At 68.6% G+C, this 21636-nt stretch carries 11 protein-coding genes and 1 pseudogene; 5 read left to right on the forward strand and 7 right to left on the reverse strand.

Annotated features, from left to right (window positions below; genetic code table 11):
* Window positions 1–249: 249 nt before the first annotated feature.
* From ACIQI7_RS21715 to ACIQI7_RS21725, 3 genes are all read left to right on the forward strand, one after another.
* A complete protein-coding gene (locus ACIQI7_RS21715) occupies window positions 250–1053 on the forward strand; it encodes an MBL fold metallo-hydrolase (protein WP_401112489.1) in 804 nt (267 codons plus the stop codon).
* Window positions 1054–1060: 7 nt separating this feature from the next.
* The gene (locus ACIQI7_RS21720) at window positions 1061–1492 is read left to right on the forward strand and encodes a nuclear transport factor 2 family protein (RefSeq protein WP_401112491.1); all 432 of its coding nucleotides are present in this window, start codon (window positions 1061–1063) and stop codon (window positions 1490–1492) included.
* A 187-nt stretch (window positions 1493–1679) separates the two neighbouring features.
* A complete protein-coding gene (locus tag ACIQI7_RS21725) occupies window positions 1680–2987 on the forward strand; it encodes an NAD(P)/FAD-dependent oxidoreductase (protein ID WP_401112492.1) in 1308 nt (435 codons plus the stop codon).
* A gap of 712 nt (window positions 2988–3699) precedes the next feature.
* Here the strand turns inward: ACIQI7_RS21725 and ACIQI7_RS21730 are convergent.
* From ACIQI7_RS21730 to ACIQI7_RS21740, 3 genes are all read right to left on the reverse strand, one after another.
* A complete protein-coding gene (locus tag ACIQI7_RS21730) occupies window positions 3700–5022 on the reverse strand; it encodes a hypothetical protein (RefSeq protein WP_401112494.1) in 1323 nt (440 codons plus the stop codon).
* A gap of 209 nt (window positions 5023–5231) precedes the next feature.
* Window positions 5232–5603, reverse strand: coding sequence for a hypothetical protein (locus ACIQI7_RS21735; RefSeq protein WP_401112496.1), 372 nt, complete (start codon window positions 5601–5603; stop codon window positions 5232–5234).
* A 784-nt stretch (window positions 5604–6387) separates the two neighbouring features.
* The gene (locus ACIQI7_RS21740) at window positions 6388–10812 is read right to left on the reverse strand and encodes a ricin-type beta-trefoil lectin domain protein (protein WP_401112498.1); all 4425 of its coding nucleotides are present in this window, start codon (window positions 10810–10812) and stop codon (window positions 6388–6390) included.
* A 342-nt stretch (window positions 10813–11154) separates the two neighbouring features.
* Between ACIQI7_RS21740 and ACIQI7_RS21745 the strand changes: the two genes are divergently transcribed.
* Entirely contained in the window at window positions 11155–18333 is a 7179-nt protein-coding gene (locus ACIQI7_RS21745) for an RHS repeat-associated core domain-containing protein (RefSeq protein ID WP_401112499.1), read from the forward strand.
* Window positions 18326–19078, forward strand: coding sequence for a hypothetical protein (locus tag ACIQI7_RS21750; protein WP_401112501.1), 753 nt, complete (start codon window positions 18326–18328; stop codon window positions 19076–19078). Before ACIQI7_RS21745 ends, ACIQI7_RS21750 begins: the two co-directional genes overlap by 8 nt.
* Before the next feature lie 1031 nt (window positions 19079–20109).
* Here the strand turns inward: ACIQI7_RS21750 and ACIQI7_RS21755 are convergent.
* From ACIQI7_RS21755 to ACIQI7_RS21770, 4 genes and pseudogenes are all read right to left on the reverse strand, one after another.
* A complete protein-coding gene (locus tag ACIQI7_RS21755) occupies window positions 20110–20604 on the reverse strand; it encodes an ATP-binding protein (protein WP_401112900.1) in 495 nt (164 codons plus the stop codon).
* 25 nt (window positions 20605–20629) lie between these two features.
* Window positions 20630–20959: pseudogene (locus ACIQI7_RS21760) on the reverse strand (ATP-binding protein); the annotation flags it as partial.
* Window positions 20956–21312: a hypothetical protein gene (locus tag ACIQI7_RS21765; protein ID WP_401112503.1), complete on the reverse strand. Its 357-nt coding sequence runs from the start codon at window positions 21310–21312 to the stop codon at window positions 20956–20958. The gene ACIQI7_RS21765 and the pseudogene ACIQI7_RS21760, both read right to left, overlap by 4 nt.
* A gap of 10 nt (window positions 21313–21322) precedes the next feature.
* Window positions 21323–21589, reverse strand: a complete 267-nt coding sequence (locus ACIQI7_RS21770) for a Mu transposase domain-containing protein (protein WP_401112505.1) — start codon at window positions 21587–21589, stop codon at window positions 21323–21325.
* Between the last annotated feature and the right edge of the window lie 47 nt (window positions 21590–21636).

Genomic DNA, 21636 nt, shown 5'->3' on the forward strand with positions numbered 1-21636 from the left:
GCCAATGCTCCGCAGTGGCTCCCTCCTCCGCCTTGCGATGCACGCACCCCAACGCCGCGCCCTGATCCGACGCGAATTGTCAGACACGCCCTAGCCCTTCCGGATGCGGACGGGCCGCCGACGCCCGATCCTGGCGGCGAGGCGTGCCCGGCCCCGAGGAAGGACACCGAACGTGAGCGAACGAAGTGAGCGGACGACCAGCAGGCGCGCATCGCGCGAAGCGCCCGCCGAGCGAAGCGGGGCGGGGGCATGAGTGCACTCGACTTCGAGATCATCGACAGCCCGGACAGCTCGCTCAACAAGACCTCGGTCCTGGTCACCGGCCCGCACGACGCACTGCTGGTGGACGCCGGGTTCACCCGCTCCGACGGGCGCCGCCTGGTGGACCGGATCGCGGCCAGCGGCAAGCGGCTGACCACCGTCTTCGTCAGCCACGGCGACCCGGACTTCTATTTCGGCGCCCAGGAGGTCCAGGACGCCTTCCCGCAGGCCCGCTTCCTGGCCACCGCCTCGACCGTCGAGCACATCCAGGAGACCTACGAGCCCAAGCTGCGGGCCTGGGCGCACCTGGGGCCGGAGCTGCCCACCCGGCTGGTGCGGCCCGAGGTGCTGCACGGGGACGAGCTGGTCTTCGAGGGCCACCGCTTCGAGCTGCGCGGCGCCGACTTCCACCTGCCGGACCGGCACTACCTCTGGCAGCACCACCACCGCGCCGTGCTGGGCGGGGTGCTGCTCTTCGAGGGCCTGCACGTGTGGACCGCCGACACCCCCGCCTCCGCCCAACGGGCCGCCTGGATCGACCTGGTGGACGGCATCGAGGCGCTCCAGCCGGCCTGGGTGGCGGCCGGCCACCGGGTCGCCGGCGCACCCACCGACCACACCGCCATCGACCACACCCGCGCCTACCTGCGCGCCTTCGAGACGGAGATCGGCCGGGCCCCGGACGCGGCGGCCGCCAAGGAGGCGCTGGAGCGGCGCTTCCCGCAGCTGGGGCTGCGGATCGCGGCGGACATCGGCACCAAGGTCGTCATGGGCGAGATGGCGTGGGGGTGAGCGGACGGTGATCGAGATCCCCCGGGACACCGCGTCCTTCGCCGAGTCGCCCGCCCCCGCCGACGTGGTGCGCCGCCAGTACCTGGCCTCCGCCCGGGGCGACCTGGCCGCGCTGCGCAGCACCCTGGCCGAGGACGTGGAGTGGACCGAGATGGCCGGCTTCCCGCTGGCCGGCACCTACCGCACCCCGAAGGGCGTCACCGCCAACGTGATGGCGCGGCTGGCCGCCGAGTGGCACGACTGGACGGCGCACGACGACACCTACGTGGTGGACGGCGAGACCGTCGTGGTGCTGGGCCGCTACACCGCCGTGCACCGGGCCACCGGGAAGCCGCTCGCGGTCCGGGTCGCCCACCGCTTCACCGTGCGCGGCGGCCGGATCGTGCGCTTCGAACAGTTCACCGACACCGCGCTGGTCAGGGACGCGATGACCCCGTGAGACCGCCGCCGGGCCGGGCGCGCGGCGCCGCGTGCGGAGTGCGGCAGACCTGCCCGAGGCCGGGCGCCAAGGCGCCGCGTTCACTCGTACGGGCGAGCGCGGCGCGGCGCGCCAGGCGCGGTCTCGACAGACCACCCGGACGGCGGCAGGCTGGCCCCGACCACGGCCGCAGAGCGAGGAGTCGAGCATGGCGGGCACGGACACCGGGACCACCGCGGCGGACGGCGGGCGGGAGCGCCCGATCGTCGTCGTCGGGGCGTCCCTGGGCGGCGCGAAGGCCGCCGAGGCGCTGCGCGAGGCCGGGTACCGGGGCGGCATCGTCCTGATCGGCGAGGAGCACGAGCGCCCGTACGAGCGGCCGCCGCTGTCCAAGGGCTACCTGCAGGGCAAGACGTCCCGGGAGAAGATCTACGTCCACCCGCCGCAGTGGTACGCGGAGCACGACGTCACGCTGCGGCTGGGCACGGCGGTGGCCGCGATCGACCCGGCCGGGCACACCGTGACGCTCGCCGACGACGGCCGGGTGGAGTACGCCAAGCTGCTGCTGACCACCGGCTCGGTGCCGCGCCGGCTGCCGGTGCCCGGCGCCGACCAGGACGGGGTGCTCTACCTGCGGCGGGTCGAGGACAGCGACCGGATCAGGGCGACGCTGCGGCCGGGGGCCCGGATCGCGGTGATCGGCGCCGGCTGGATCGGGCTGGAGGTGGCGGCCGCGGCCCGGGAGGCGGGCGCCGAGGTGACGGTGCTGGAGGCGCTCGAACTGCCGCTGCTGCGGGTGCTCGGCCGGGAGGTCGCCCAGGTCTTCGCCGACCTGCACCGGGAGCACGGCGTGGACCTGCGCCTCGGCGTCAAGGTGGCCGAACTGACCGGTGAGGGCGGCACGGTGAGCGGCGTGCGGCTCGCCGACGGCACGACGGTGGCGGCCGACGCGGTGGTGGTCGGCATCGGCATCGCCCCCGCCACCGGCCTCGCCGAGGCGGCCGGGCTGGAGGTCGACGACGGCGTGAAGACCGACCAGCACCTGCGCACCTCGGACCCGGACGTCTACGCGGCCGGCGACGTCGCCAACGCCTTCCACCCGCTGTTCGGCACCCATGTGCGAGTCGAGCACTGGGCCAACGCGCTCAACCAGCCGCAGACCGCCGCCCGCGCGCTGCTCGGGCAGCCGGACGCGGTGTACGACCGGATCCCGTACTTCTTCACCGATGCCGAGTGGACACCCCGGCATCCTAACGAGCCGGTGGCCTCACGGGACAAGCTGAGCATGGAATACCTCGGCTACGTCGAGCCCGACGGCTACGACCGAGTCGTGTTCCGAGGCGACGTGAAGGCCAACGAGTTCATCGCGTTCTGGCTCAAGGACGGCCGGGTCCTCGCCGGTATGAACATGAACATCTGGGATGTCACCGACCCGATCCGCGAACTGATCGTCTCCAAGCGCGTGGTGGACGCCGACCGCCTGGCGGACCCGAATGTCCCCCTCGGCGAGGTCTGAGACCCGACCGGAGCCCTGGCCGACGAGCAGCCAACCGATCCTCGCTGCGAGCCGCATGAACGGGACCGGTTCGGTGGCCAGGACTCCCTCCGGCGGGCGTACAACCCTCGCCGAGTACGGAGAAACCATGTCGAGCGACCCATCCGGCCACTTGACCCCCAGTCGCCCGGGCGTAGCCATCGCTGCACGTCAGACGGTAGACAACCCGCGCTGTTCGTTCGCCGAAGGGCACCTCAGAGACGGTGGTGAACGGCGCGTGGTCCCCGACAAGTCCCCACGGATACCCCTTCCGCTGCGGCCCCTCAGTCACGCTCGATGGGCAGCCGCATACAGAGGAGTGGAACTCGGGAACTCAATCCAAAGGTCGTACTCGCCGATCTCGCTGTGACGGTGCCGCACAGGGATGATGCGGAGCGACCAGGGCTCGGACCCGTGCGCGGCCTGCATTGACCTGCTGCGATGGTGCCGCGCTGGGACGGCTCGGAGCGACGGCCTGTGCCGGGCAGGCGCCACTGTCCGAGGTGTCGCTGCGATGGTGCCGCGCTGGTGAGGTGAGGAGGGACCAGTGGATCTCCTGGTGGGGCCGACCCGACTTGAAACACTGCGATGATGCCGCACTATGAAAATGCGGAGGGACTCGCCGCCTGGGTTAGTATCTCGAAGCCTCTCAATGGCTGCGATGGTGCCTCACCCGGATAGTATGGAGTGACGTTCAGCGCCCAGAGTTTGCCGGCGCAGTTAATGACCCTGAGATGATGCCGCACCGGGACGGTGCGGAGTGACTGACGTGACCGTCGGGGACGGCGGGACGTTCAAAGTCCTGCGATGGTGCCGCACCAGGATGGTGCGGGTCGAAGACCCCCGGCCCCAGGGGACCCGCTTCGTCGGCAGCCGTCGGGGCGCCGGGAGGCTCGGGCTCGCACCGCACGAGCGCGGTGCGAGCCAGGAGTTGGTCGACGACCAGCTGGGGTGCACGGAAAGTGAGCCTGCGCCGGCCCCAGTCAGCGCTGGTCAGGTAGGTGAGCAGGATGCCAATCGTCCAGTGGTTGAGGCCGCCCAGCAGCGTCCGCTCACGCTGCTGCGAGTAGGGCTCCTCACCCCGGGGTTCCTGCAGGTGTGCGGTCAGCGTCACCATCACGCCCAGGTCCGAGAGGCGGGCGACCCGGCGTGCCTCCTCCTCCCAAGAAGCCAGCAGCCGGTCGGCCGCACGGCGGGCTTCGCTGTACCCATTGCGCCGTGAATTGATTCCCCCGATGGCGTGATACGTGACCAGGGGGTCGCCCGGCAGCCCCCACGCGTCCGCCGCTGAACCCTGCCAGCGGGACCACATCGACCGCAGCCGGCCGGCGATCTCCTCGCGGTCGCCGATGGCGCTGAACGCGTCGTCATCCGTGGGGAGTTCTGGCATCTCCAGGCTCGCGGCCGCCGCTGCTTCCACCAGTGCGGCCGCATCGACGAACAGTCCCGCTCGTTCACGCAGCGCCTGGAGGTACTCCTCCTTCAGTGCCACCTTCGGCCGCGCCCAGTCGGCGAGCCAGGGAAACCTCGCGACGACGCTCTCGGCGAGGTGAAGGCTGTCCGCGGCGTCACGCCACCTGGACAGGACCAGATCCCGGAGGCGCTCCGCGTCGTCGCGGGCATCGCTGTCCTCGTCGTAGGTCTCGTCCTCCTCGGAAACCGGTTCGGCGCGCAGAACCTCCGCGGCGCCTTCTGCTTCCTCCTGCGTCACCTCGTCGTCCGGATCCGCCTCCGTGTACTCCTGCAGTTGGGAGAGCAGCCCGCGGTAGCCGCCGAGCGCGCGCAGGAAGAGTCCGACACCGCTGTCCGGACGGTCCCAGTCCCCGTGATGTGCGCAGGCGGAGCACATCCGGGCGATCGTCGCGGCGTTCAGCGGCGCTTCGGAGGCCACCGCTCCGTCCGCGCGAAGCCGGGGGCATCGCAGGTGTGCATGCAGCTTGGAGGCTTTGCCCTTCGCCGCGAAGACAGGGACGAGATGGCCGTCGAACGGGCCGAGCGGAACGTCAGCAGTCAGCATAGAGTCGCGCACGTAACTCCCCTATCAGTCTCGACCGGTGAGCATATCCGGCAGCACGGACACCGGCCCCGCGAGCGCCTGTTCCGGGCGAACTGCACCACAGCGGGAGCGCGTCCGTGGTACCCCAGCACGCTCGCTCCGAAGAGAAGCCGATCCAGCATCGCGCGAGGACCGGGCTGCCCGACCCACCACGCGGCTGCGGATCTCGGTCAGCTGCCAGGTAGGGCTTCAGGGCCGTGGTCGACGTCGAGGAAGCGGTACTCGGTCGCCCGGGTGCGGCTCATCGCGTCGAAGGTGCGGCGTTGCTCGACGACGAAGCTGACCTGATCGCCGAGGGCCAGGCGCATGGCGAAGAGCTGCTCGGGGTCGTCGAACTTCACGTCCCAGGCTGGTGACTTCTTCGAGGTGCCGGTCTTGATCCGTACCACGCCGGAGCTGCGCAGTTCGGTGATCCGGCCGGACAGGCACTGGACGTCGACGGCTGTGTGGGTCTCGCGAAGGCGGGCGACGTACGCCCGGCCGCGGGTTGTCAGGGTTGCGGTGCGGACGTCGCCGTCGGTGGCAAGCCACTTCAGGCTCATGCCGAGGTCGAATTTTGTCGAGGGCTCTGACGACCTCGCCGCCGCCTGAGACCCCGCCGGCGACCTCGCGGCGTGGACAGGGATCTCCCCGCGAACGCCTACGCCGACTATGCGGCCTATGTGGAAGGGGGCTTGATTATCGCGTTCGGGTGGTGCCGCCTGCTGGACCCGCGGCCGGAGTAGATCGAGAACTGGTCGGCCGCACAGCGGAACCGGCGGGCTGTCGGCTGAGCGTCGACTTCGACGGCGCGTTGCAACTGAGCGCCGCCCGACTGACGGTTGCGTGCCAGCTTCAGGGCCTCGCCAGGAAGGACCTCGACTTCCTCACAGCTCAACCCGCCGTCACCCCTGCCAGCACAAACGGTGCGAACGCCGACCACATCAGCCACTTCCAGGGCGACTGTTCCGACAGTCCGGAGATACCGCACCAGGCTGCCGCAGCCCCTCGTGCCCGTCGTGGAGCCACCGAGCGCGGCTATCGGGCCGGTGCCGTCGGGCGAGATCCTAACGTCCAGAGCCCGCCGACTCCGGACCGTCGCCGCCGGAGACCACCACGGGTCAGTCCGATCGGCCCAGATTCTTACCGGTCGACCGGGCACGGACGAAGCGGAGCCGGGTGTCCTCACAGTCGGCAGCAACCCGGCGTGTGGCGGCAAGTCATCATTGGCCGCCTGGTCCGGCAGAGCCCGTGGTTCTCCCCGGAGTGCAGGCGCACGGTCGCACGGCCTTCATGGAACTGGGCCCCAGCGCCGGTGCGCAGAGGCCCAGTTCCGTGCGTGACGGGTCAGGGGTTGACAGGCTGGGGCGGGGTCCTGAGAGCGGGGAAGCTCCAGGTCTGGGCGGGTGTGCCGTTGCAGGTGGAGGCGGCGAGGCGGCTGCCGGGGGTGGTGTCGTTGTTGGGCAGGTCGAGGCAGTGGTCGGTTGCCGGGTTGTAGAGGCTGCCGTCGGCGCGGGGGAGCCAGACCTGGTTCGGGGCGCCGGGGGCGCAGGTCCAGAGGCCGACGCCGGCGCCGTTGGCACTGCTGTTACCGGTGATGTCGAGGCACATTCCGCGCAGGCTGACGGTGCCGTTGGTGGAGTCGACGGTCAGGCTCTGGGCGGCGGTGTTGTTGCAGAAGGTGAGTTCGATTCCCTGGCTGGTGTCGTTGTAGGGGACGTCGAGACAGTTGTAGCTCGCGGCGTGGCGAATCGCCATGGGAGCGGTGGGCGGGTTGACAGGGGTGTTGTAGACGGCGAAGTTGCTGATGCTGCCGTTGAAGCTGGTCGTCGGCTGGCCCTGGTCCTGGAAGCGGCCGAGGACCAGACCGCCAGTGGGGGCGGGGCTGGTGGCCGCGTTGTGGTAGGCGCTGCCGGCGAGGGCGCCGTTGACGTAGAGGTTCATTTGGCTGGTGTCGGCGTTGTAGCTGGCGGTCAGCCGGGTCCAGGCGCCGTTCTGGACCAGGGCGGCGCTGTTGCTGACCTTGGTGAAGTCGTAGGGCCAGGTGTTGTCGTCGCCGTGCGCGAGAGCGAAGCGCCAGGCGCCTCCGGTGCCTTCGCTCCAGAGGAGGAAGCTGCTGGCGTGGACGGTGTTCTGGCTGGCGACGATCTGGCCGCTGCCGTTGGACTTCGCCCAGGTGCTGATGGTGAAGCTCTTGCGGGTGTCGACGACCGGCTTGTCGGTGGTCATGGCCGAGGTCGCGCCGTTGAAGACCGCGACCTTCGTGCCGCGGCCGTCGACGGTGTCCGCCGCGAAGGCGAGGTCGGTGGCGGTTGCGTTGTAGTCGATGGCAGGGTCGGCGCTGACAGAGCTGGTATCGCCCTGCAGCTTCCACTGGGCGGCCGGGGCCTGGGTGTTGCCGCGGAAGTGGTCGATGCCGAAGCCGGTGACCGTCTTGCCGGTGAGCGAGCCGGGCCAGGCATGGAGCTTGCCGGAGCTGTCGAGGGCCCACAGGTCCGGGACGCCGTCGCCGGTGACGTCGCCGTCGGCGCCGACCGTCGGGAAGGCACCGGTCGTGACGTCGGTGCCGATGCGGTGTGCGCTCGCCGGGGAAACCGCCACAACGGTGGTGTATTCGCCGAGGCCGTCGGTGCGGGTCTCGGTGGTGAGGGCGTACTGGAAGATGTCGCCGGCGGTCCGGTTGCCCGTGGTGGTGCGGGCACGTGCCCACAGGGCCGGCGTGACCGGGATGGTGCCGGCGGCGTCGACGGCGAGGGTGTTGCCCGGGACCATCAGGTCGAGGGTGTCCCAGCCGCCGGTGGCGACGAGGTTCGGCGCGCGCAGGGTGTGGTTGGGCTTGGCCGGGTAGTACCAGAGGTTGCCGGCCTCGACGGCGAGGAAGCCGGTGGCGTCCTTGACCTCACGGTTGGGGGTGCGGGTGTCCTTGGCGGAGCCGATCGGGGTGATCTGGCTGGTGTGGCTCCACTGCTCGTCCTGGTGGTAGCCGGGGCAGCTGGTGTCGCCTCCGGAGCAGTTGGGACGGTCGAGGGTTGCTGCGGTGCCCAGGGTGAAGTGGCCCGGGTCGGATTCCGAGTTGGCGTAGTAGTAGAGCTGGTCTCCGCCGTCGCGGTGGACGAACAGGTCGTCGGTGTTCTTGCCCGGGTCGCGGGAGCCGCGGTGGGTGACCTTGAAGTCCTTCCAGGTCCGGCCGGAGCTGGCTTCGGGTGCCTGGTCGGCGGGGGCGGCGGTGCCGGTCGGGGGGACGTCGGTGTTGCCCGGGTCGGTGGCCCGGCCATGGGTGATCAGGTTGCCAGCGCTGTCCGGGACGAGGATGTCGGGGTTGGCGTCACCGGTGGTGTCACCGTAGGCGACCGGGCCTGGGGCCCACGGGACGTAGAAGGAGTACGACATGGTCTGCGAGGCGTTCGCGGCGTCGTCAAAGACCTGGGCGTACAGGATGTTGGTGCCCCAGTGGGGGGGCGTGGTCTTGATCTCGGTGACGTTCAGGGTACTGCCGGCCGCGGAACAGTTCTGCGTGTAGTTGGCGAGCTGCGGGTCGTAGCCGTAACGGACGCAGACCACGCCCGAGGCCAGCTTGCCTGAAAGGTTGGGGTCATAGGCCGTGAAGGGGATCGAGCCTTCCTGGCCGAGGCGCAGGTTGGTGGTCTGGCCGTTGCCGGACGGCGGGAACTGGGTGTTCGGGTCGGTGAAGGTGCCGAACGCTGCGACAGGCGGGGTGGTGTCGACCGCGAAGTGGCACGTGGCCGTCTCCGGTCCGCGAAGGATGCCGTCGTCGCCCTGGGCGGCCCAGCCATAGATGTGACCGTCCTGCAGGGTGAAGCGGGGGACGGTGTAGGAGGCGCGGCTGCCGTTGGGGATGAAGTCGGACCAGCCGTTGCTGACGATGGGCGATCCGGTCACGGTGTCGTCCCAGATCCTGACGTACTCGGTGAGCTGGCCCTGGTTGTGGCTGTTGACGACCGAGGTCAGGTTGACCGTGGTGTCGGTCACCCAGCGGAACGAGGAGAGCGTCTCGTCGCCGCAGGCGTCGCTCTCGCCTCGGGTGACGCTGCGCGGGGCCGGCAGTGCGCGGGGGTCGCCCGGCTGGAGCGGCACGTGGTCGTACTCGGTGGACAGGACGGCGTCGTAGGCGAGGCGTTTGAACGCCATCTTGTCGCCGGTCCCCTCCCGGCCGATGAGGGCGAACGCCAGGGGCGTGCCGGTGTCGGCGAGGGCGTTGCGCATCGCGCTGGTGACGTTGAAGTCGATGGGGACACCGGCCATGCAGGCGTTGTCGCCTCCGTTGCCGGGGACGTCCTTGCCTTCGAGGAATTCGAAGATGTGGTGGGTGCCCCAGGAGATGCTGCTGTCGAAGGCTCCGGCCCGGTAGGCGCTCACCGGGTACGGAGTGGTGCAGGAGTGGTCGGCGGACACGTGCTGCCAGACGCGAAGGTTGGCGTAGTTGATGGCGGTGTCGGGCAGGTAGCCGTTCAGGTTGAACTCGTACAGCGACCGTTCGATGCCCTTGGTGGTTTCCCAGCCCTGGTAGCCGACGCCGGGGTGGTCGCGGTCGGCAGAACCTGTGCGGTCGTAGTTCCCGGTCCCCGGGTATGCGGATTGGACCCAGGCGTGGTGGCTCTTGCCGCGTGCGTCGTTCGACCACGTCGGGTCGACGTAGATCGGGTAGTTGGTGTTCGGGCCGTCCAGGAGTTCCGGGCTGGGTGACAGGACGATGCTCTTGCTGCCGTTCGCACCCGTTCCGGTTGCCACGGGGATGTCGGCGACCGTGGCCCCGGCTCCGGGGCCGTCCGTCGTACTCGGTGTACCCGATGTCTGCCCGGCGGCCTGGCCGGAGACGCCGCCCTCCGCCGGCGAGTTCGTCGGGCTGGGCGCCGTCGCCGAGGACTGGGTGGCGAACGACGCCTTCACTGCTGTGGAGGTCTGCGTCGGCGCGGCGCCCCCGGACACCGGTGCCGCGGCCGACCACATCTGCGGTTTCGGGGCGGTGAAGATCTCCTTGCCCTCACTGACCGCCTTCAGGCTCCCGTCCTCGTTCGTGGAAAGTTCCACGCCCTTGGTGCTGGTGGGGAAGGTGAGCGAGCGTACCGCCGGGTTCGAGGCGGCGGCGGGCGTGTGGAGGATCAGTACGGTGCTGTAGCCGCCGAACCGGGTCGCGGTCACCTTCAGGTCGGTGTCCGGTGCCACCGATGCGTACAGGGCGCTGTTGCCGCTCACGGTCGGGATCGGCAGAGGCCCCGGGAACGGCGAGCCGACGGCGAATTGCTTGCCGTCCTTGGTCGTCATGGTCGCCAGCGTGCTGCTGCCACTGCCCGAGATGACGAGGTTGTCACTCGCCGCCGCCGGAGCGAGGGTGCCGTCGGGGCGCTTGAGCAGTGTGTCGTCCAGCGCCGTCCATGACCCGTCGGCGCGCTTCACGCGCTGGGCGTCCAGGTGCCTTTCCTGGCGGAGCTTGCCGGAGGGTGTGGCGACCGTGGTGCTGAACTCGTCCGTGAGTGACGGTATCGGGACGTCCTTGCCGGTCTTCTTCGCCTCGGCGAGCGCCAGCTCGGCTGGCCGGGGCTCCAGCAACTCCCCCACATGCCTGGCGTCTCCTGCGGTGACGACGTTCTGCGCGGCCTGCCATGGATCGGTCGCCGGTTCGGCTGCGGCGGGGTGCGACGCGAGGCCTGGCAGCGTCACCGCGAGCGCCAGCAGCGCCGCCAGTGACGAGAAGCGGAGTCGAGCTGGCCGCCGCCTGGCGGTCCTTCCGAGCAGCAGTCGACTGTCAGTCATTTTCCTACCTGGAACACCCATTGGCTCTTTCCGGTGTGAACCCTCGACGCCGGACGCGCAGAGGTCAGGCGGACGGTCTCAGGGAATCAGGCCGGTCGTCAACGATTTTCTTTCCGGAATATCCGCATTGACTGGCATAGACACCCCCACCCTGCAGGCCGTGACGCATGTCACATCGTCGCGTTCTCGATACGAAGAGATCAACTTTCATCACCTCCCATAGAATCCACCAGCCCATAGCAGCACCTTAGTTAACTTGTCGTCAGAAAAACGGAATCGTCGATGCAAATTCGTAGAAGAAACGGGTCACCGCCGGTGAGCAGGCGCATAGCCTGCGCCGTGGTGCTGGCCCTGACCTCATCACTGCTGGGACCTGTCGTCTCCCAGGCCATCGCGGCCGGGCCCGACTTCTCCCGGGTGTGGTCGCCACCCAACACCCCGCTGCCGCGCACCCCGTCGGTCAACGCGGCGGCGGCACCGAAACCGTCCGAGGCCGCGCCGCACTACCCCGTCCCTGCGGCCTCGAACACCGCGCCCGCCCGAACCCCCGTCGAGCAGAAGAGTGCGACAACGGACCTGACGGCCACGCCCTCGCGTGCCGGGACGCTCCCGGTCTGGGTCAGCCCATCCGAACAGGGCTCCACCCCAAGCGCGGTAACGGTCACGCAGGCTGACACGAGGACCGCGGACTCCGCTCAGGTGAACGGTCTCCTGCTCTCCCTGAGCGCCGCCCCATCAGCAGCCAATGCACCGTCCACAGCAGGCGACGGCACGCAGAAGGCGGCCGTGAAGGTCGCCGTCGATGTCGCGGCACTGGATTCGGCAAGCGGGACAGTCGGTGAATTCGCCTCCCGCGGCCGACTGGTCACGATGCCACCCTGCGCACTGACTACCCCGCAGGTGCCGTCCTGCCTGGTCCGCACCCCCGTTGCCACCGCCTACGACGCCGCGTCGAAGCGGCTGGTCGCCGACCTGGAACTCCCTGCTGACCACACTGGCGCGCAGTCCCCTCAGGCGGCCGGCGGAGCGGTCAAGGCCACGTTCTCCAGCACATCGACCTCGACCGGTGAGACCGGGGCCGTTCTCCTCGGTGCGGAGACGGGCTCTTCCGGCGGCGGGGGGACCTATCAGGCTACGAGTCTGTCGAGTTCGTCCGGCTGGGCAGCGGGGGGTTCCTCCGGCGCCCTCACCTACAGCTACAACGTCGAGGTCCCGCCGGCCCTCGGCGGCGCTGCGCCGCTGGTCTCCTTCGGGTACAACTCGTCGTCGGTGGACGGGAAGACGTCGGCCACCAACGCCCAGGCGTCCTGGATCGGTGACGGATGGGACTTCAACCCCGGCTTCATCGAGCGCAGTTACACCCCGTGCGACAAGGACGGCATCACCAAATCCGGAGACCTGTGCTGGGGCGGGTTCAACGCCACGCTGTCCATGGGCTCACATGCCGGACCGCTGGTGCGCGAGTCCAACACGGCGACCACGTCCGACGAGGCCACCGGTGTGTGGCACCTGAAGAACGACGACGGCACCCGGATCGAGTTCGGCGCGGACCCGGCCAGCGGCAACGGCACCTACAACGGCGCCTACGCCAAGGTCACCGACACCTCCGGCACGGTGTACTACTTCGGCCTCAACCACCTGCCCGGCGGCGACCGGAGCGACCCCGCCACCCAGTCCGCCTCCACCGTTCCGGTCTACGCCCCCAACAGTGGCGACCCGTGCTACGACAGCGCCAAGGGCAAGGCCTCGTGGTGCCAGATGTGGCAGCGCCTGTCCCTCGACTACGTCGTGGACGCCCACGGGAACCTGATCACCTACACCTGGGCGCCGGAGAAGAACTACTACTCCCGGGGCGCCGGCCAGAACAACGGCAACGGAACCCTGACCTCGTACACCCGGGCGAACACGCTCGCGCGCATCGACTACGGCCAGCGCCTCGCCGACCAGGTCGCGGCGAAGGGCACGCTCCAGCCCGCGGCCCGGGTCGCCTTCGGCACCGCCGAGCGCTGTCTCGCCACCGGCTCCGCCTGCGACCCGGCGAACCGCACCGTCGCGAACAAGAGCAACTGGCCCGACGTACCGGTGGACCAGGAATGCAAGGACGCCGGCACCTGCGCCATTTCGAGCCCCACGTACTTCACCGCCAAGCGCCTGACGTCGGTCACCACCCAGGTGCGGGTCAACAACGCCTGGCAGGACGTCGACTCCTACGAGCTGAAGCACTCCTTCCTCGACCCCATGGACGTCACCAGCGACCCGAAGGACGCACTCAGCCAGCGCGTCCTGTGGCTCGACTCCGTGCAACGCACCGGGAAGACCGCCACGCCGAACGTCAGCACGCCCGCGGTGTCGTTCACGGCGGTCATGCTGGCCAATCGGGTCGACGGATCGGACCTCGTCCCGGCGCCCCCGCGGATGAACCGGCCGCGCATCCAGCAGATCCGCAACGAGACCGGCGGCGTCCTCACCGTCGACTACAACGACCGCGACTGCTCCCGCGTCAACCACGTGATGCCGACGGCCGAGGACGACAACACCCGCGCCTGTTTCCCAGTGCGCTGGATCGTACCGGGATCCATCGTCGGCGCCGACCCGATCCTCGACTGGTTCAACCACTACACCGTCCGCACGCTCGCCGAGAACGACTTCGCCACCGGCGCACCCGCCAAGACCACCAGCTACGAGTACGGCCCCGCGGCCTGGCACCGCGACGACAGCCAATTCACCGACCCCAAGGCCCGAACCTGGAACGACTTCCGCGGCTTCGCCACCGTGACCACCACCGTCGGCAGCGGCAACGACGGCCCCAAAACTCGGACCGTCACCACCTACCGGCCAGGCATGGACGGCGACATCCTCAAGAACGGCACCCAGCGGACCGTGCCCCGTCTCACTGATGCCCTCGGCCGCAACGTCACTGACGTCGAATGGCTTTCCGGCCGGGTGCTGCAGACCGAGGCGATCGACCTGACGACCGGCAAGACCATGGCACAGGTCGTCAACAGCGCGACTCGGGAACGGACCACCGCGACCCAGCCGCGCGGCAGCGGCCTTCCCGACCTCGTCGCCCGCTACCCGGCCACCGTCAACAGTACGACCAACCGCGCTCGCAAGGCCGATGGAAGCTGGCAGGCCGTCACCAGTACCACCACCGGCGACGAGGCCCACGGAAACCGGCCGGTCACCGAGCTCAACCAAGCCGACAGCCTGCAGGACCTGTGCACCCGCACCGCATACGCCACCGGACCGGACCTCCAGCGTCTCGACCTGCTCTCCGAGACCCTGACCGTCTCCGGCCCTGACGCCTGCACCGCCCCAGCCACAGCAACTAACACCGTCTCCAGGGAGCGGGTCTTCTACGACGGCAAGCCCTACCAGCAGGCCGGGGCAACAGCCGACCCGACAGCCAAGCAGGTCCTCGACCAGTACGACAATGCCGGTACACCAATCTTTACGACTGTGGGTACCCAGACGTTCGATACCTATGGCAGGACCATCTCCAGCACCAACCCAAACAGCACCGACGCTCAACACCCCAGCGGTTCGACCAGCACGACAACGTACTCGTCATCGGCTGTCGGCGAACTTCCGACCACCGTCACAGCATCGATGCCTGTCCCTGGTACGGCGACGGCAAGCTGGGACATCGTCACCACCATCGACAGTCGGCGATCCTTGGTGCTGAGGGTCAAGGACGCCAATGACAAGGTGACTACGGAAACCTACGACGGACTCGGGCGCCTGACCGCGGTCTGGTACCCCGGTCGTACCCCAGAGCTCAAGCCGAACGCCAACCTGACGTTCAGCTACAACGTCTCGAACACCATCGGCGTCCCGTCAACCACTACCTCCTCCACCCTCACTTTCGACGCCAACACCCCCGTCTACACGAGACAGATCACGCTGCTCGACGGCTTCGCCCGCACCCGCCAGGTCCAATCCACGCCGGCAGGCCCCGGCTACACCGGTCGGCTAATCACTGACACCCAGTACGACTCGCAGGGCCGGACCTGGGCCTCCAGCGCGCCCTGGTACAACCAGGCCTCTGGCCCCTCGACGACCCTGGTCAGCGCCCCGGACAGCGATATCCCAGCCCAGACGCGCCTGACCTTCGACGGCCTCGGCCGACAAGTCACCTCGGCGTTCTGGTCCCGGGGTGTCCTGCAGAAGCAGACTGCCACCTCCTATCCCGGTGTGGACCGCACCGATGTGCTCCCCCCGCTAGGTGCCTGGCCAAGCACCACCCTGACGGACGCCCGCGGCCACACCATCGAGGCGTGGCGCTACCGCACGACTACAGCCACAGGGCAGGCTTCCGATGCGGCGGTGACCCGCTACAGCTTCACGCCGGCCGGTCGGCTCGTCGGCCTAACGGACGCCGCGGGCAATACCTGGACATACACGTACGACCTGCGCGGACGCCAGACGAGCGCCACCGACCCGGACACCGGCACGTCCACCCGCACCTATGACGCCGCATCTCGTCTGTCCACCACTACCGATGCCCGCGGCCAGACGCTCACCAACACCTACGATCTGATCGGCCGAAAAGTCGGCCTCTATCAAGGGGCCGTCGCACCAGCCAACCAGCTCGCCTCGTGGGCCTTCGACACGGTGATGAAGGGCAAGCCCACCTCGTCCACCCGCTATGTCGGTGGTAGCAGCGCAGGACGGGCGTACACGTCCGCCGTCACCGGCTATGACAACGGCTACCGCCCGACTGGCACCACCCTGACCATCCCCGGGACCGAGGCGGGCCTCGCCTCCGGCACCTACACCTACGCCACCTCGACCACCTACGACCAGATCACCGGCAACCCCAAGCAGACCACCCTGCCCGCCACCGGCGGCCTGCCCTACGAAGAACTCGCCTACTCGAACAACAGCTACGGCCAGATGTTCTCCTACGCCGGTGCCACCACCTACGACGTCCAGAGCGAGTACGACGCCTATGGCCGCCCCCTGCGCTCGACCGTCAACCCGTGGGGCACCCAGATCGTCGCCACCACCGACTACGACCAGGCCACCGGTCGCGTCCGCGGCCAGTTCCTCGACAAGCAGACCTCCACGCTCGGAGCCGTCCAGCAGACCAACTACACCTACAACGCCGCCGGATCGATCACCTCGATCACCGACATCCCCGACAACGACCCCGCCGCGACCGACCGGCAGTGCTTCACCTACGACTACCTCGGCCGCCTCACCACCGCCTGGACCGACACCGGCGGCATCACCACCTCGGACCCTCTCCAGCACAAGACCCTCGACCAGGGCGCCTGCACCAACACCACACCCACCAGCGGCGCCATGGCTCCGGCCAAGACCACCGTCGGCGGTGGCAACCCCTACTGGCAGGAGTACACCTATGACCTGACCGGCAACCGCACCTCCCTGGTCCAGCACGACCAGTACGGCGACCCGGCCAAGGACGTCACGACCACCCAGCAGTTCCCGGCCCCCGGCACCGTCAACACGCCGACCACCGCGGCCAACACCGGCGGCGGCACCGGCGGTGCCCACGCCCTGCTCGGCTCCACCGTCAAGACCGGCACCACCACGACCGCCACCGGCGCCACCCAGTACGACGCGGTCGGCAATACCACCGCCATCCGAACCGGCATCACCGGTACCGGCACCTCCGCACTGACCTGGAACAGCGAAGGCAAGCTCGCCTCCTACACCGCCCCCGCCCGGATCACCGGCAACGGCGGCACCTGCATCTCCACCGCCGGCGGCAGCAATGCCAACGGCACCAACCTGCAGATCAGCACCTGTAACAACAGCAGCAACCAGCTCTACACCATCGCCAACAGCAAACTCGTCGTCCTCGACAAGTGCGTCCAGGCCATGGGCACCGCCGCCGGATCAGCCGTCCAGCTGCAGGACTGCGACAACTCCGCCGCACAGACCTGGAACACCCGCCCCGACGGCACCATCCACAACCCCGCGACCAACCAGTGCATCGCCATCCCAGGCGACGTCACCACCAACAACACCGCCCTGGCCCTCGGCACCTGCGCAAGCACCGTCCCGGCCGGACAGAATTGGACGGTCCCCAACACCACCACCACCTACCTCTACGACGCCGACGGCAACCAGCTCATCCGCCGCAACCCCGGCCAGAACACCATCACCCTCGGCACCGACGAACTCACCGTCAACGCCACCACCAAGGCCCAGACCGGCACCCGCTACTACCCCATCCCCGACGGCCTCACCATCGTCCGCCAAGGCGCCGGCACCGCACCCGGAACCTTCGTCGTCCAGGCAACCGACCACCACGGCACCAGCACCACCAGCATCGACCTGACCACCTCCGCCACCAACCGCCGCACCAGCGACCCCTTCGGCAACCCCCGAGGCAACCAACCCGCACCCGGAACCTGGCTCGGCACCAAGGGCTACATCGGCGGCACCAAGGACGACACCACCAACCTCACCAACATCGGCGCACGCCAGTACCAACCCACCACCGGCCGCTTCATCAGCCCCGACCCCATCCTCGACCAGACCAACCCACAACAGTGGAACGCCTATGCCTACAGCAACAACAACCCCATCAACCTCAGCGACCCATCCGGCCTGATCCCGCTAGGATGCGGGACGGAGGGAGCGTGCTACGGCTACTCCCCCGACAACGGCTGCAAGGGAGGCACCTGTGGAAGCTCCGAGAACCTCGTGTGGGGTGCCGAGCACGGACTGACTCCCAACAACGGCGGCGGATGCAAGCCTGGCGACTGTGGGACACCACGCGCTTCTGGTACAACCGGCACGTCCGGCTCCTCGGGCAAGGGGAGTTCGTCAGGTAAGGGTGGCTGCGACAGTGCTTGTCAGGCTGCACTGGACTCGCTCGTTCACCGTGGAAAGTGGAAGGACGACGACCTGGAGAAGGGAGTCCACCAGGCACTCGCCGTGGAGCTGCAGAAGTACATCCTGACCCTCGGTGGGAACATCCAACCCTGCAAAGAGGGTGCCAAGGTAACGTCCGGAACAATTGCAGCCTGCAATCAGCTGTCCGGCACCTCACCACAGCTCACCTGGCAGGACCTGCTTCAGCTCTGGGCGGAGGGGAAGGACGGCGCTAACATCTCCTTCGACGGGGGAAGCCAACTGACCCAACAGATCGCCAGAGACCACCACAGCCAGGAGATCCTCAATGCCCTGGCTGCCCAGATTCGGGACGGCAACTACCAGGTCCCACTGTCCGAGCTAGGTGGACAGAATGACTTCGTCGACGGAAAGGATCTGGTCGAGAAGGCGCACAATTTCCCAAAGGACCTTGCGGGAATGGCGACCGACGGGAAGCGCGGAAATCCCACACCGGAGGCCTTCATGGGAGGATATGACGTGGTTTACCAGGTGATCAACGTATCGCCAGAGAAACATTCCTTCACCGTGGCATTCGCCGCCTACAATGACACCGGAATCGCCTCCCTAACTCACGCCCTGCCGAACACCACATGGGGCCCCGGCGCCAGCGTCAGGCAGGAATTCTACTGGGTTGGAACTATTCATGCTTAACACCGCCCAACCCAGCAGTGCTCGCGCCAACAATAAAATATTAGAGTTGGCATCAGGAAAGTTCTTCAGATGGACTGCGCTGCTCCTCCTGACGGCCAGCTACCTGGCAGTGCTCGTCGTCCTATTCCCAGCCAGTTCGGACAACGCAGAGCTAATTGACGACCTGCGATCACGACGCACCTCGATCGTCCAAGTAGATACCAATGGCTCAGAGGTGTTCGTCGAATGGTCCACAGGCATACTTTCCCGCAAGAAGCAAACCTATCAGTTCGCATACGGGAATCCTGGATCGGCTGGCGCCTTCGAAAGGTTCAAACAGGCCACAGAGCAAGATATCGCTGGCAGCGGCACCATTGTTCAGTTTCAGCCCTTCGACCCAAGCCATGGCTTCGGCGGCCTGAAACTACTGGTCTCGATCGCATATCCAAGTCTACTCGGCTGGTCACCACTGGGGATAGGCGCCCTTGTAACAGGCCTATTGGCCATCGGCCACATCCTTTTGGGCATCAGAAATAACCCTCAGAAGAATTTGGCATGGCTCTGGATCTGCATGCTCACCGGATTCGGCTTTTTCGCCTACCTTTGGGTTGAACCACGACCCCTTCTGGCCTTCTCGGCCAAGCGGCGGGAAAGCGGCCCGGCAAGGTCGCCTAGTACTCTAGGCGTACTCGTTCACACCGCCCTCACGATGGCTGTCCTTGCGGCCTTGGGGATCGCCTTCATTCAAACGATCCACGCCATTTAGTAACAATCCCGACCTCGTATGGGTCGTCCGCCGATGGCGGGCGGCCCATACGGCGATAGGGCGCGATGCATGGGGCCGCTCAGGGAACCGTCGGCTACCCGATCGGCGCCAACCGGACCGGGCCGTTCCTCGCGGCGGGCCGGGCTATCGTCCCCGGGTGCCGTCCGATCGGAATCCCTGTCGCGTCGCACCAGGAGCGGGCCACCGCCGCCTCGACGGGGCCTCGCGCCAGCTATGCAGCTCCAGAGCGACCCCGGGCCAAGCGGCCGCTCGACAGGTCGGGCCTACGGCCGGTGGTAACGGGCCGGGTCTGCCTGGCGGGCCTGGAGATCGGCAGCGTTGACCGGGCGTAGCTCGATGGGCCGGGCGACCTCGCCACCCGGATCGTCTCCCTCCCGGCCGAGGCCGACACCTCTGTCCTGCTGAGCCTGGCCCGAGCCTCACCCAGCTCTCCGACGCCGCCTGGCGTACCTACACCCACCCGGCCAGCGCCGCCGCCTCCCAGGACCCCAACTCCGAGGGCTGGCGCCGCGCGGAGGAACGCACGGCGTTCGACGAGGTCCCCGGTGCCATCACCCGGCCGAACCTCCCCCAGGACGGCATGTTCGACGTCGAGTACAGCCCCCTGGCCGAGTCCGCCCACCGCGCCGGCCGCGCCCTGCACGCCCTCGGCGACACGGGCCTCACCGACGCCGTCCTCGCCGAAACCGCCACCGAGCTCGCCGCCGTGGAGAACGCCGAGCTCGGCGACCTCACCGGCCGCGCCCGCCAGACCGTCCTCCTCAGCCGCGAAAGCGCCTCTCCCGTCCAGGTCGCCGCCGCGACCGCCTCCTTCAGCAGAACCCCTTCGGCCCCGCCTCACTGTTCACTGACATCGACCCCACCGCAGCCGCCGTCGCCGCAGCCCACTGGCTCGCCGCCGCAGCCGAAGTCACTACAGAAGTCACCGGCCACTCTCCCAACGTCCTGCTCCTGCGGCCGACGACATCGAAGCCCTCCCCCACGAAACCCCCACCCACGTCCTCGAACTCCTAGAAGCCGGCGCCTCTTCCTACGCCGCGGTCACCGGCCTCGTCCGCCACGCCCTCCACGTCGCCGACGGCCTCCTCCCCGACCCCGTCGGCCTGCGCGAACAACTCGAAGGCATCGACGACCTCGCCCAGCACGCCGGTCCGGACATCGCCCCCGAGGACACCGGCCTGCGCCTGACCCTGCTCGATCCCAAACGCCCCGCCCCCGACCTCCTCGAAGTCCTCCTCGCCGGCATCCACGGCTGCCGGCTCCTCCACGAGGAATACGACGAACTCGACGATCTTGCTGTAGCGGGCGATCACCGAGGACAGGCGGCGGCTCGCGTCGGCCTCGGCGAGCTCGTTCACCAGCGCGCTGGTGGTGGTGTAGCGCACCGACAGGCCCGTCTCGGCGATCGCGGTGCCGATGCCGATCAGCAGGTGGGACTTGCCGGTGCCGGAGTCTCCGATCAGCACCAACGGCCGGCCTTCGCGGACCCAGGTCGGGGACTTCAGATCGGCGACGACCTCGGGGGGGGACGTTCGGGTTCTTCTCGAAGTCGAAGTCCTCCAGCCGCTTGGGCCGCGGGAAGCGGGCCAGCCGCAGCAGCCGCTGCTGGCGGCGAAGGTCCCGGTCGGCGAGTTCGGCCTGCAGCATGTCCAGCAGGAACTGCTTGTAGGTAGCCTGCTCGCGCCGGGCGGTGCCGGCCAGGTCGATGAACCGCTCGCGAAACGCCGGCAGACGAAGCTCGCGGCATGCCTCGTCGATGAGCATGTCCTCCGGATCGCCGGGCAGCGACAGCCTACGGCCGGGGACCTTGCCGGTGTCCTGCTCGTCGTCCTGGTCGGTGACGGTGATGGTCGGGCTCATGCGCCATGGCCTTTCTGGGTCTGGCTGTCGCGGCTGACGACCGCGCTCAACAGCCGGTCGTACTTGCTCATGTCGGGCAGTGCCTGGCGCGGGTCGGGCGGCAGGCGGCGCGCGTGCAGGGAGATCACTTGGGCCCCGCCGTCCGCGGGTGCGGCAGCGGACCCTTCTGCGGCCGCCTCATCGGGGCCGGCCAGGAGCTCCGCGTCGTCCGCGTCGGTGCCCTCCATCGCCTTGCGGGCCTCGATCGCGACCAGGTCGGTGGAGACCAACCCGATCCGGAGGCAGGTCTCCATCGCCGTGACCAGCGCTTCCGACGGCAGCTGGCGGTGCAGCAGCAGAACCTCGATGAGCATCCTGGTGCCCTCACGGTCCCCGGCCTTGGTCTTCGCCGCTGCCCAGAACGCCGCGGGCCTGCACGAGCGCGGAGGCCCCGGCGAAGGCGCCGGGCTTGACCAGCAGGATCTCCAGGTAGTGGTCCAGCAGGTCGTGGTAGGTGTAACGGCGTGTCAGCCGGGGGTGGCGGGCGACGACCTTGCGCCCGTCGAACACCCACAACTCGTTGGCCCGCAGCTTGACGCGGACCTTGGCGCCGATGAACTTCGCCGGCACCGAGTAGTAGCACTGCCGCACCGTGATCCGTTCTCTGAACTAGCGATCACCGCTCGGCAGCCCCTCGG

The sequence above is a fragment of the Kitasatospora sp. NPDC092039 genome (assembly GCF_044756065.1).
Lineage (GTDB): Bacteria > Actinomycetota > Actinomycetes > Streptomycetales > Streptomycetaceae > Kitasatospora.

Bases quoted from the DNA above. Each gene is read 5' to 3' on its own strand.
- ACIQI7_RS21715 (WP_401112489.1), top strand. From the start codon at position 250: ATGAGTGCACTCGACTTCGAGATCATCGACAGCCCGGACAGCTCGCTC.
- ACIQI7_RS21725 (WP_401112492.1), top strand. From the start codon at position 1,680: ATGGCGGGCACGGACACCGGGACCACCGCGGCGGACGGCGGGCGGGAG.
- ACIQI7_RS21730 (WP_401112494.1), bottom strand. From the start codon at position 5,022: ATGCTGACTGCTGACGTTCCGCTCGGCCCGTTCGACGGCCATCTCGTC.
- ACIQI7_RS21735 (WP_401112496.1), bottom strand. From the start codon at position 5,603: ATGAGCCTGAAGTGGCTTGCCACCGACGGCGACGTCCGCACCGCAACC.
- ACIQI7_RS21740 (WP_401112498.1), bottom strand. From the start codon at position 10,812: ATGACTGACAGTCGACTGCTGCTCGGAAGGACCGCCAGGCGGCGGCCA.
- ACIQI7_RS21750 (WP_401112501.1), top strand. From the start codon at position 18,326: ATGCTTAACACCGCCCAACCCAGCAGTGCTCGCGCCAACAATAAAATA.
- ACIQI7_RS21765 (WP_401112503.1), bottom strand. From the start codon at position 21,312: ATGCTCATCGAGGTTCTGCTGCTGCACCGCCAGCTGCCGTCGGAAGCG.